The following is a 12485-nucleotide window of genomic DNA, read 5'->3' as shown; positions in this document are numbered from 1 at the left end:
TTTCGAGAAATCGATTGCATTTCAGCCCGACCGGTCATACCTTTACCGATCCAGCCGCCGTGCCCCAACGAAACCGGGCAGGTGATCAACCACAGGGCGATATGTGAACCAGCACACTCGTGCCCGACTTAGTGGTAAGTCTCTATTAGTGTAAGTCCGATTCTGGGGGGAAACAAGCCACATGTCCGGAAAAATGTCACAGTTTCAGAAATGGTGATGTCCGGTGGGTTCTGTTTATACATTTAGCTTTTGTATAGAGGCACTTTTATAAATAAAGCACTTGACATAACCGGTGGCTCACCCCACGTAACCACCACCGTTCCCCCCGGGAACGACAACAACGCCCTGCCCTGCAGCGCGGAACCGGGTGGTTCCACGTGCAGGACAGGGCGTTGTGCGGAGCAATCCGTCAGGCGGTCACACCGTCAACGTCAGTGTGATCGCCCACCGAATATGGGGTGCAGGCGATTAGTTGCCTGCGAGCTTCTCGCGCAGTGCGGCGAGCTGCTCATCGGAGGCCAGGGAGCCACCGGTTTCTTCCACTGCTGCGGAAGGAGCTGCGTCCTCAGACTCGGAGGAGTAGTTGCCGGCCGGAGCCTCGGCAGCTGCCTCTTCCGCCTGCTGGCGACGACGCTCGATCTGAGCGGTGTGGGCCTGGAAGCGACGCTCGGACTCGGCGTAACGAGCCTCCCAAGCCTGACGCTGCTCGTCGAAGCCCTCGAGCCATTCGTTGGTCTCGGGATCGAAGCCCTCAGGGAAGATGTAGTTACCCTGCTCGTCGTAGGAATCGGCCATACCGTACTTGGATGGGTCGAACTCCTCGGTGTAGTCCTCGTCAGCCTGCTTGAGGGACAGGGAGATACGACGACGCTCGAGATCGATGTCGATGACCTTGACCATGACCTCTTCGCCGACGGTGACAACCTGGTCCGGAACCTCGACGTGGCGCTGAGCCAGCTCGGAGATGTGGACGAGGCCCTCGATGCCCTCCTCGACGCGGACGAACGCACCGAATGGGACCAGCTTGGTGACCTTGCCCGGAACGATCTGGCCCACAGCGTGGGTGCGGGCGAAGACGCGCCATGGGTCTTCCTGGGTGGCCTTCAGGGACAGGGAGACACGCTCGCGGTCGAGATCGACGTCGAGAACCTCAACGGTGACCTCGTCGCCAACGGTGACAACCTCAGATGGGTGGTCGATGTGCTTCCAGGACAGCTCGGAAACGTGAACCAGTCCGTCGACACCGCCGAGATCGACGAATGCGCCGAAGTTGACGATGGAGGAGACAACGCCCTTGCGGACCTGGCCCTTCTGGAGCTGGTGCAGGAACTCGGAGCGGACCTCGGACTGGGTCTGCTCGAGGAATGCGCGGCGGGACAGAACGACGTTGTTGCGGTTCTTGTCCAGCTCGATGATCTTGGCCTCGAGCTCCTGGCCGATGTACGGATCCAGGTCGCGGACGCGACGCATCTCGACGAGGGATGCAGGCAGGAAGCCACGCAGGCCGATGTCCAGGATGAGGCCACCCTTGACGACCTCGATGACGGTACCGGTGACCGGCTCGTCCTTCTCCTTGAGCTCCTCGATGGCGCCCCATGCACGCTCGTACTGAGCACGCTTCTTGGAGAGGATCAGACGGCCTTCCTTGTCCTCCTTGGTGAGGACAAGCGCGTCGATCTGGTCGCCGACCTGGACAACCTCGTCAGGATCGACATCGTGCTTGATGGAAAGTTCGCGGGAAGGAATGACACCTTCGGTCTTGTAGCCGATGTCGAGAAGAACCTCGTCGTGATCGACCTTGACCACAGTACCTTCGACAATGTCGCCGTCATTGAAGTACTTGATCGTGGCGTCGATTGCTGCGAGGAAGTCCTCAGCGGAGCCAATGTCGTTGATGGCTACCTGAGGTGCGTTGTTGGTGGGCATATGTAAATTGCTCCGAAATGGATAGGAAATTGAGATTGGACAGGAAGCGGTATCTCTCGAAAAATACCCATCAGCTGGGCTTTTGATTTCACGAAACAGCCCGGGGTGTTTTCCTATAAGAACACCCCGTCACCGAACGCAGCGATACGCCCTAATAACCCTACTGCGTTTGCGCAGCTAGAGCAAATAGAATTCAGGTAAACACACTATCTTAGCCACAGGAGTAACAATTGTGACTGATGTTCCCCCGAGTGGGTCTTTTCTCCCCGAGTTTTCCGCCGCCAACCGCCACTGGTGGGACCTGGACGCCGATGACTACCACGCCCGCCATCCCGACTACCTGGGTACCCACTCCCCCTTCGGTGAGTTCTACTGGTGTCCCGAGATGCTGCACGAGGGCACAGAACGCCTGCTCGGTCAGCCCGCTGAGCTGGCGGGCAAGAACATCCTGGAGATCGGCTGCGGTTCCGCCCCGTGCGCCCGGTGGCTCGCCCACGATGTCCCGGATGCCTTTGTCACGGGTTTCGACATCTCCATGGGCATGCTCCGTCACGCCGGCACCGACAACGTCGCCCACCTGGTCCAGGCCGATGCCACCGCCCTGCCCTTCGCCGATGACTCCTTCGACGTGGTCTTCTCCGTCTTCGGTGCCATCCCGTTCGTGGAGGATTCGGCGCACCTGATGCGGGAGATCGCCCGCGTGATCCGCCCCGGCGGCCGGTTCGTCTTCTCCATCACCCACCCCATGCGGTGGATCTTCCTCGACGATCCCGGCCCCGCCGGCCTGACCGCGATCACCAGTTACTTCGACCAGGACGGCTACGTCGAAGAAGATGAGGAGACCGGGCAGGTCACCTACGCCGAGCAGCACCGCACGATGGGCGCGCGCATCGGTGAGCTTGTCGACGCCGGATTCACCCTCACCCGACTCATCGAACCGGAGTGGCCGGAGGACCTGACCCAGACCTGGGGTCAGTGGTCCCCGCTGCGGGGCAGATTGTTCCCGGGCACTGCTCTTTTCGTCGCAAAGCGCTAGTGCGCGGCGGTGTCCCAGTCGCGCCCACTGCCGGCTGAGACCTCCAGCGGCACGCGCAGCGTGATCGCGTTGTCCATCTCGCGTTCCAGGATCCCCTGTACCTGTTCGAGTTCACCGGGGGCGATCTCGACGACGAGTTCGTCATGGACCTGCAGCAGCACGCGGGACTTCACCCCGGTGGCGCGCAGTTCGCGGTCGACGCGGATCATGGCCACCTTGATGATGTCAGCGGCCGTGCCCTGGATCGGGGCGTTGAGCGCGGCGCGTTCGGCGTTTTCACGGGCCACCCGGTTATCGGAGTTGAGCTCCGGCAGGTAGCGGCGGCGCCCGAACAGGGTCTCGGTGTACCCGGATTTGCGGGCCTGCTCCACCACCTCGGCAAGGTAGCGCTGCACCCCGCCGAAACGCTCGAAGTAGCTCTCCATGATGGTTTTCGCCTCACCGGCCGGGATGCCCAGCTGCTGGGACAGGCCGAAGGCTGAGAGCCCGTAGACCAGGCCGTAGGACATGGCCTTGACCCGGCGGCGCAGCTCAGGGGTGACACCGTCGATCGGAACGTCGAAGACCTTCGAACCGACGTAATTGTGGAGGTCCTCGCCCTCCCGGTATGCCTCGATCAGGCCCGGATCCTGGGAGAGGTGCGCCATCACGCGCATCTCGATCTGGGAGTAGTCGGCGGTAAGCAGGGTTTCATAACCCTCGCCCACCACGAAACCGGAGCGGATCTTGCGTCCCGCCTCGGTGCGCACCGGGATGTTCTGCAGGTTCGGGTCGGTGGACGACAGGCGCCCGGTGGAGGCCACGGTCTGGTTGAAGGTGGTGTGGATGCGACCATCCGACCCCACGGAGCGGATGAGCCCCTCCAGGGTGGTCTTCATCTTCTGGTACTGGCGGTGGGCCAGCAGGTGGTCAAGGAAGGGGTGTGGATTCTTCGCGGCCAGTGCCTCGATCTCGGCGGCGGCGGTGGAGTAACCCGTCTTGGTCTTCTTGGTCTTGGGCATGCCGAAGGTCTCAAACAGCACGGTCTGCAGCTGCTTGGGACTGGAGAGGTTGAGGGTGGGATCACCCGCAAGCTCACGGGCGGCTTCCTCCTCGCGGGTGACCTGGTCGATGAAGGTCTCCAGCTGCTCCTCAAGCGTGGCCACATCCACGGCGATGCCGGTGGCCTCCATGCGGGCGAGGATGCTGAGCAGCGGGATCTCCAGGTCACGGTAGAGCTCGAAACCGTTGATCTCCTGGAGCTGGCTGGTGAGCTCCCCAGCCAGCTCGAGGATGGCCACGGCCTCGTCCACCAGCACCTGGGAATCCCCGGCGTCAAGGAGGGTGAGTTGATTACTGCCGTTGTTGCTGGGGTTGAGCTGGCGCTGCAGGTGACGCTGGTAGACGTCGGCAAGCTCATAGGTGCGCTGCCCGGGGCGCAGCAGGTACGCCGCGATCGCGGTGTCGTGTTCGATGCCGCGCAGCTCGAAACCACGACCGGCGAGCATGTGGAAGACCGCCTTCGCGCCGTGGAGCAGCTTCGGGGAGGCCTCATCGGCGAGCCACCCGGCGAGCGCCTTCTCAGCCTCCGGGGTGATGTCCGCCAGGTCGGCGACCACTGCGCGACGGTCGGTGTCCACGATCGCGATCGAGTGGGCATCCCCGGTCGCCGGGGTTCCCACACCGGTCACAGCCACCGCCAGGGGACGCCCGCGGCGGGTGCTCAGCCACTCATCCAACGGGAGCGTGTCCACACCCACCTCATCCCGGTTCTCCACCGCCTCGACCGGGATCTCACCATCGGTCTTCACCGCAGCAAGGACCCGCTCACGCAGGTTGGTGCCGAACTCCAGCGCATCGAACTCGGTGGCCACCTCGGCGACATCAGCGGTGCCCATCTCCAGATCATCCGGACCGACAGGCAGTTCCATGTCCTTGATCATCTCAGTGAGTTTCCGGTTCATCCGCACCTGGTCTAGGCGCTCGCGGAAACTGTTGCCGGCCTTGCCCTTGATCTCATCGGCATGCTCGAGCAGGTTGTCCAGGGAGCCGTATTCCACGATCCACTTGGTGGCGGTCTTCTCCCCCACGCCCGGGATGTTGGGCAGGTTGTCGGAGGGGTCCCCACGCAGCGCCGCGAAATCCGGGTACTGACTGGGCGTGAGTCCGTACTTCTCCTCCACGGCCTCCGGGGTGAACCGGTGCAGCACGGAGACACCGCGCATCGGATAGAGCACGGTGGTGGTGTCATTGACCAGCTGGAAGGAATCACGGTCACCGGTGACAATCAGGGTGTCATAGCCGAGGGGCTTGGCCGCCACCGCGAGCGTGGCGATGATGTCATCGGCCTCATAGTCCTCCTTCTCGATGGTGGTGATCCCCAGCGTCTTCAGCACATCCTTGAGGATCTCCACCTGCCCCTTGAACTCCGGTGGGGTGGCCTCACGCTGGGCCTTGTAGTCCGGGAAGAGGTCGGTGCGGAAGGTTTTGCGTCCCACATCGAACGCCACCGCGATATGGGAGGGCTGCTCCTCCTTGAGCAGGGTGGCCAGCATGGAGAGAAAGCCGTACACCGCGTTGGTGTTCTGGCCGCCTGTGGTGGAGAAATTCTCCGCAGGCAGGGCGAAGAACGCACGGAAGGCCATGGAGTGGCCGTCGATGAGCATCAGGGTCTGGTCAGTCTTCTCAGTCACCTCCCCGAGTCTAGGCCAGAGCAAAACCAGGTGCCCCAAGGGGGCATGCCCGGTTAACCGGGGGTCGGTTTTCCATGTTTTTCCACGGTGGTCTAATATTGCTTTAGCACTGCACGCCTGTGTACGCCCTAGTAGCCCAATTGGCAGAGGCAACGGATTCAAAACCCGTCCAGTGTGGGTTCGAGTCCCACCTGGGGCACCAGATCTTCACCCTTATCCGCCGCCCTTCATCCCTATCGGGATGGAGGGCGGCGGCTTTTTCATGCCCTCCCCTTGCGGCACTTCTAGAATTCTGGAACTGTAGAATTATGGAATCACTGGCCGGCAGGATGAATGAGCTCCTCGATCGCATGCGCGCGCTGGAGGAACGTGTCGATGCCCTGGAGGGCACCACCCCCTCCCCTGGCGGCTCAGAGACCACGGGCTCCGTGGGCTACCGAGGTGAGGTCAACATCGGGGATGCCACCTACGCCTATGAATGGGAGCGACCCACCGCGCATCTCACCGGGGCGTCCTGGGATGAGACGATGACCAACCTGGCTGCCACCGCCCACCCGGTGCGGGGCCGAATCCTGCAGCATCTGCTTCATCACCCGGCTTCCGTGGCCGAGCTGGTGGAAGCGGGCATCGTCACCTCCACCGGCACCGGATACCACCACCTGTCCGCACTTCAGTCTGCAGGCTGGATTCAGAAGGATTCCCGCGGGCATCATTCGATCAGGCCGAAACGGGTGGTGGCCCTGCTGGCGATCATCCTGGCCATGGAGGAGGCATAACCCACCATGCGCAGAACAACCACCATCCTCACCATCGTCACCGCAGCACTGGCCCTGACTGCCGCCATCGCCACGGCAGCGCTCGCCCTTGCCATCGGTCCCAGGCCCATCACCACCGCCACCCGGCACACCGGTGATCCCACCCTGGCGACCATCCTCGCGGAGCACGCACCACCGGGAAGCCGGAACATCTCGGCATTCATCCTCCGGGACGGACAGGCCACGTTTGCCGGCCTGGGATCAGATGAACACACCGAGTTCGAGATCGGGTCCATCACCAAGACCTTCACCGCGGACCTGCTCACCCGGGCCGTCGACCGCGGGGAACTGACCCTGGACACCACGGTTGGCGAGATCATCGAGGCCACCGGTTCAGAGATCAACGATGTCACCCTGGAGGAGCTGGCCGCCCACACCTCCGGTCTGCCACGTCTGGCAAAGATGGGACTGCCGCAGTTCATCGCCTCGGTCACCGGTAGCAATCCCTATGCCGACCACACGCGGGAGGAACTCCTCGACGCCGCCCGGGACGCCTCCCTGACTGACCGCGGGGAGGTCGCCTACTCCAACTTCGGGTTCGCCCTGCTGGGGCAACTGCTGGCCGAAGCCGCCGGCACCTGCTACCCCACCCTGATCCAGGATGAGATCCTGGCTCCACTGGGCATGGAGGACACCTACCTCATGACCCCCGGATCTGTACCCGGGGACGCCCCACGGGGCCTGACCACCCGCGGGCGGGAATCCACCCCGTGGGAGATGGAGGCCGACGCCCCGGCCGGAGCGCTGCGCTCCACTGCCCGGGACATGGCCGTCTGGGCTGATCATGTGCTGAGCTCACCCCTGCCGGATTACACCTGGGCCCACGACACCGGCGACACCGTCTTCCACAACGGTGGGACCGGTGGTTTCATGTCCATGCTGCTGATTGACCCTTCCACTAATACGGCGACGTTTGCCATCACCGACACCAACGCCGGCATGGAGGACCTGGGGCGGGTCCTGTTAGACCACGCCCGAACGAAGGAGGCGGTCTGATGTGGGATTTCAACCTCATCATCGGCTGGGTGCTGATCCTCGCCGCAGCCCTCTCCCTCCTCCAGGCTTTCCGACGCCTGCAGCGGCGCTCCCACCCACCGGTGCGCACGGGCGTGGAGGCGATCCTCACCACGATGTTCTTCGGTGTCGTCATCACCATCTGGAACACGGTGATCCCGGTGTGGGTGTGGTGGATCCTGGTGGCAGCGGCCAGCCTGCTCGCCGGCATGACCGTGCTCACAGTGGCCCGTCGATAAACATTTACCGCCCCGATCCCCGTATAGTTCTAATCGTTTGACCCCCGTTAGCGACGAAAGACCGTATAACCCTATGAGCGCCACCAACCACGACGCCACGCAGACAGAGCTCCCGGACTCACCGGGCACCACGACCCCCCACCACGTCTACCCCGCCAAAACGAAGAAGACGCCACTGGCGGTGCTGTGGAACTTCATCCGCGGCGGATTGATCGGCATGGCTGAGCTGGTGCCGGGCATCTCCGGTGGCACAGTCGCCCTGGTCATCGGCCTGTACGAGCGCGCCCTGCACAACGGTGAGAAACTCATCGACCTGATCAAGGTGTCTATCAAGGACCGTTCCCGGTTGAAGTCGGCCGTGGCCGGTATCGACTGGTGGTTCCTCGGCGCCGTGGGCGTCGGCATGGTCACCGCGGTGTTCACCCTGTCCACCGTGCTGTCCAACTTCGTGGAGAACCACCCCGAGATCTCCCGCGGCCTGTTCCTGGGCATGGTGGCGGTCTCTATCCTCGTGCCGATCGGCATGATGGACGGCCGTCGCGCAAAGAAGCGCCTGTCGCTGCTCATCCCCCTGTTCCTGGTGTGCGCGGTGATCTCCTTCTTCGGCACGAGCATCACTTCCGCGCCACAGGAGAACCCGTCGCTGATCATCATCTTCATCGCCGCGGCCATTGCGGTGTGTGCCCTGGTGCTGCCGGGCGTATCGGGGTCCTTCTTCCTGCTCGCCATGGGTCTCTACGCCCCGATCATGTCCGCGCTGTCCAACCGCGAATGGGACATCATCGGCGTGTTCATTATCGGCGCGGTCACCGGTATCGCGCTGTTCATCAAGATCCTGTCCTACATCCTGGAGCACCACCGCACCATCACCCTGACCGTGATGGCCGGCCTCATGCTCGGTTCGCTGCGTGCCCTGTGGCCGTGGCAGGACTCCGATGCCAATCTGCTCAGCCCCTCCGGTGAGACCTGGCCTGTCATCACCGCGATCATCATCGGTGCCGTCGTGGTGGCCCTGGTGATGTTCATCGAGCGGGTCACCTCCACCCGCGCACTCGACTCCGCGGTCATGGTCGAGAGCAAGCCGGCATAATGGGCTCGATTTCAGAGTCCCGCTAAGGCAGCCTGAACGATCCGCTGGGCATAACAGCATGCCTCTTCCCCTTCTGCGGCCCCAGCTTCGATTGCATTATGGGGCCATAATGGCTTACCTTTTGCGCCGAGTTTTTTAAGCGTTGCTTTGTCGAAGTCTTCCAACTCACCAACCTGGTTAATGCAAACGCCCACCGCGTCCATCTTTCTTAGAAACTCAGCCCCAGCCTCATTAAAGGTTGGAAGAGGCGAACGTATCCCCGAGTTCTTGAAGGTCTTGAGTATACTCTCAGCATTTTGTGCCGAATATTCCGGATTCTTGCGAGCTACATTGACCAAGTTCTCGTAAGATGCGTCAATTTCATCATCCCACTCACCTATTTCTTTCAAGAGAGACTTGAACTGTCCTTTTTGGGTCAAGATATCGAAATCGCAAGCTATTATCACATTCGAATGCATTGATTCTAATATCTTGGCAATTTTTCCTAGCAAATCCTTTCCCCCAGTGCCGATAAATAAGAAATCATCTATGGAGATGTTGACCTCCGGTGATTCTTTTTCGATCACGTGAGAAATAGCCTCGCTCAGAAAATACGCGTCTTGTTCGTTTTCCACCAAAATAGTGGCTGACGAGAAGAGGGAATCTAGGAGAGGCGTATACCTAATGAGACTCTTGGCACGAGCTCCTCTCAAGGCTTCTGAAGGTACCGCCTGGGAGGTAAAACCAGCCTCCGTGCGGGCAAGCCGCTGCACGTGAACATTTCCAGCCCCAGATGCAGTCAGGCCATTAAGCAAATTCCTGTCGTGAGTTGCCACAAAAATCTGCTTTTTCAATTCTTTAGCCACCTCCGCCAATACTGTCCCAAGTCGTGCAGCTTGAGGAGGATGCAGGAATGCTTCGGGTTCATCGCAGAGAATAACTTTCTTGTCCCCAGCGAAAATTCTCAAGAGTAGACCCAGCACACTCCGCATGCCTAAACCTTGGTTCCAGATTTTAGGTTGGCGTTCTTGATATTGGACGGTTGCTTTATTAAGTGCTTCTCCGTAGCGAGAGCCTCCTTCTAAAGGGCTGCCCAGAATGAAACCGAGTTTCCCATACTGGTCATAGAAGGAAATATCCTCTCCAAAGATCATTTTGAAATAGGTTGAGACCTTTTGAAAAGATTCGGCTGAAGCGTGGACGCTTTGGATACAAGAAACGTTCATTCTCGCTTGGGGGTTGACCTGCTCTTTTAGATCAGTTTCGAGCACTCTGTCTATGGCATCATCGTACTGAACAAAAATTCCTGCAAACGCCCCCAAGTGCCGTTGGAAAAAATCAACTTCTGTTAATTGCGCAATATCCAGGAACGATCGCCCTTTATGTTTTATCCCGTCACCTAGATGATTAAGTCCTAATAGGTTCAGTGATCATAAGCTGTCAGTGAGCGCTTATCAGGTGCACCGATACGCCAGTTATGCCAGATCACAGATGCTAACGCCAACAACTTGCCCGCCACCTTGGCATAGACACCACCAGGGCTTCTTGCCCGGTGGTGCTCCAATCCCAACTGGTCCTTGAGGGTGTCGAACACGGATTCCACCCACTGCCTGATCCCGCCAAGATCCCCATACCTGTGAGCCTCATTCTTGCGATCCGGGCGAATCAACTCCACACCCAGCTCGTGGGAGATAAACCCCTCAAAGTCACAACCGGCAAACCCCTTATCCGCCACAATCACCTGGCCCGTAGAAAGAAGATGCTGGTCATGGGCTAATAACACCATGGCAGCCTCGCGTTCCCCAATCTTTGGATCAGCCAGTCCCCAGATCACCGGCATTCCATCCGGGGCACACACCAGGTAGAGACGAAACCCCCAGAAATACCGCGAATGCGACGCGCAATACCCATAGTTGGCATACCCGGCCAGATCTGATCGTTTCACCGTTTCTCTTGACATCGCACACGGAATTGGCGTGGAATCGAGCAAACGGCACAGGTCGTACCAGGAGGCGGTATCTCGAGCCAGGGCAGTGATCACCAGCGAAATCAGTGAACTAGCGGCACGGACGCGTTTGTTATACCCGGATTGTTGCGGGATATCGGGAAACATCTCACTGAAGTGTTGGTGGGCGTAGCGCACCCATCGTGTCTCCGATGAGGTGCCGTGCAGGAGGTGTTGGGCGATGACCAGGCAGAGGAGCTCGGCGTCGTCCAGGGCTGGTTTTCTACCTGGTCGGTGGGTGCGATTGATACCTAAAGAAGGCAAGACATCGTCGACTAAGGTGACGTAGAGTGTGGTCAGGAGAGTGTTTAGGTTATTGTTCACACCTTCAACTCAAACACTCTCCCCGTATTTTTGTATAGACCTTTTCGTCGGGGAACTCTATTAGGACTTACTCATCTAGGCGATAATTTCTTTCATTTCGCTGGAAGTGGTGATCGGCGAGATTCTCTAGATATTCGGGCATCTGGGCTGATGCGGTAGCCCACTGCATTTTTATCCCCTCGATTAGCCCGCCGTCAGCAGACACCTCTTGAATGGTATCGCCGTGTAATTGAGCTCGAAGGGTTTTGAGAAAGTAGGTTTTTCCTGAGTTATTCGCACCTACCAGCGCAAAAACGGCCCCCTCACCCAACTCGATTTCTTCCCCATCGATAAGTTTGATCATTTTTACAATAGGCCCGGTGCTGGAATTCAAGGCTGAATCATCCATTCGATATAGAGAGATTTTGGGATTAGGTTGAACAGCCTAATCGAGATCACCTACTTACAGTCTCTTCATGGGTTAATCAGAAGGCTCTACCAACAAGCTGAGATGGGACCTACCAACTGAGCACCCCCCAGTCTCCATGTATCAGGAAAACCGCCTCATAAACCCATTCGCTCTACCGGGGTGTGGTCACCGCCGTGATCCACGGCTGGCGGAACCAGGGGCTGTCCGTATCGGTGCGTAGCCACTCCACGGCCTGGGTGTAATGCTTGGCCCCGCCCTTGAACCGGGTGGCCTGTCCTGCCAGGAAAGCATCGGCGAAATCATCCCAGCTGCGGAACACCGCCACCGCAGCGATGCCCAGGGCGTCCAGATGCTCCGTGCACTGATCGGGGTCCACGTAGCGGACATACCCCGACCAGCGGGCGAGGTTGGCCACCCGTGCGATGTCGAAGGCCAGGCCGTCTGCATCGATGATGACCTGGGGATCGGGGGCAGCATCGGTGTGGGCCAGGAAGTCGTCGACAAGCTCCCCGGGCGCACCTGCGCGCACCAGCTTCGCGCGGAACTCCCCTGCGTCCTCCGGCAGGCCCCGCTGCGCGAGCACCGCAGCGGCGTGCTCGGTGATGACCTGCTGCGCCTGGCTGAGACGTGTGCGCGCCTGATCGGCGTTCCGAACACCCCAGTCTGCGCGCAGTGCATTGATCACGGTGAAGGGGGACAGTACCGAGGCGAAACCGAAATACACCTGGTCCGCCGAGTGCAGCCGCCTGTTCTCCCGCACCCGCACCCACTCCGGGCGGGCATGGGGAGCCGCCAGTGCACCGGTGAACCTGCGCCACGGCTGAGTGGGGGCCGGTTCCTCCGGGTTGCCCGGCCCCCTGTTGATCTCCTCCATGCGGCGTCGGCGCAGCACGGTGGAAATCGCCCAGATCACCAGTCCGAACAGCAGCACCAGGACAAGCAGAATGAGGACGACTCTGATTTCCACACTGGTCAT

At 60.2% G+C, this 12485-nt stretch carries 11 protein-coding genes and 1 tRNA gene; 6 read left to right on the top strand and 6 right to left on the bottom strand.

Features of this window, described 5'->3' with window-relative positions; translation table 11 throughout:
* Positions 1-468: 468 nt before the first annotated feature.
* Positions 469-1926: a 30S ribosomal protein S1 gene (gene rpsA, locus CE_RS07300; RefSeq protein WP_006769418.1), complete on the bottom strand. Its 1458-nt coding sequence runs from the start codon at positions 1924-1926 to the stop codon at positions 469-471.
* A gap of 385 nt (positions 1927-2311) precedes the next feature.
* On the opposite strand from rpsA, the gene CE_RS07295 reads away from it, so the two are divergent.
* On the top strand, positions 2312-2962 hold the full coding sequence (locus CE_RS07295; RefSeq protein WP_331270734.1) for a class I SAM-dependent methyltransferase: 651 nt from the start codon (positions 2312-2314) through the stop codon (positions 2960-2962).
* Here the strand turns inward: CE_RS07295 and polA are convergent.
* Entirely contained in the window at positions 2959-5607 is a 2649-nt protein-coding gene (gene polA, locus CE_RS07290) for a DNA polymerase I (protein ID WP_035109569.1), read from the bottom strand. The genes CE_RS07295 and polA overlap by 4 nt on opposite strands.
* A 152-nt stretch (positions 5608-5759) precedes the next feature.
* Between polA and CE_RS07285 the strand changes: the two genes are divergently transcribed.
* The 5 genes from CE_RS07285 (at position 5760) to CE_RS07265 (ending at position 8792) form a co-directional block, all read left to right on the top strand.
* A tRNA-Leu gene (locus CE_RS07285) sits at positions 5760-5836 on the top strand.
* A 106-nt stretch (positions 5837-5942) separates the two neighbouring features.
* Positions 5943-6410, top strand: a complete 468-nt coding sequence (locus CE_RS07280) for an ArsR/SmtB family transcription factor (RefSeq protein ID WP_006769415.1) — start codon at positions 5943-5945, stop codon at positions 6408-6410.
* Positions 6411-6416: 6 nt separating this feature from the next.
* Complete coding sequence (locus tag CE_RS07275) at positions 6417-7445, top strand: serine hydrolase domain-containing protein (protein ID WP_006769414.1); 1029 nt, start codon at positions 6417-6419, stop codon at positions 7443-7445.
* On the top strand, positions 7445-7702 hold the full coding sequence (locus CE_RS07270; RefSeq protein WP_006769413.1) for a hypothetical protein: 258 nt from the start codon (positions 7445-7447) through the stop codon (positions 7700-7702). Before CE_RS07275 ends, CE_RS07270 begins: the two co-directional genes overlap by 1 nt.
* 73 nt (positions 7703-7775) lie before the next feature.
* Complete coding sequence (locus tag CE_RS07265) at positions 7776-8792, top strand: DUF368 domain-containing protein (protein ID WP_006769412.1); 1017 nt, start codon at positions 7776-7778, stop codon at positions 8790-8792.
* Between the two features lie 11 nt (positions 8793-8803).
* Here CE_RS07265 and CE_RS07260 read toward each other — a convergent pair whose 3' ends face one another.
* The 4 genes from CE_RS07260 to CE_RS07245 form a co-directional block, all read right to left on the bottom strand.
* Entirely contained in the window at positions 8804-10042 is a 1239-nt protein-coding gene (locus CE_RS07260) for an ATP-dependent nuclease (protein ID WP_035109539.1), read from the bottom strand.
* Positions 10043-10194: 152 nt separating this feature from the next.
* Positions 10195-11100 (bottom strand): IS982-like element ISCef2 family transposase, encoded by a 906-nt coding sequence (locus CE_RS07255; protein WP_011075450.1) that lies wholly within the window; start codon positions 11098-11100, stop codon positions 10195-10197.
* Between the two features lie 67 nt (positions 11101-11167).
* Positions 11168-11488 (bottom strand): ATP-binding protein, encoded by a 321-nt coding sequence (locus CE_RS07250; RefSeq protein ID WP_011075449.1) that lies wholly within the window; start codon positions 11486-11488, stop codon positions 11168-11170.
* A 172-nt stretch (positions 11489-11660) separates the two neighbouring features.
* On the bottom strand, positions 11661-12485 hold the full coding sequence (locus tag CE_RS07245; protein ID WP_006769409.1) for a DUF1266 domain-containing protein: 825 nt from the start codon (positions 12483-12485) through the stop codon (positions 11661-11663).

It is taken from the genome of Corynebacterium efficiens YS-314, from assembly GCF_000011305.1.
Taxonomy (GTDB): domain Bacteria; phylum Actinomycetota; class Actinomycetes; order Mycobacteriales; family Mycobacteriaceae; genus Corynebacterium; species Corynebacterium efficiens.
The sequence above is the reverse complement of the archived record's forward strand: the minus strand, read 5'-3'. Positions and strand labels throughout refer to the sequence as shown.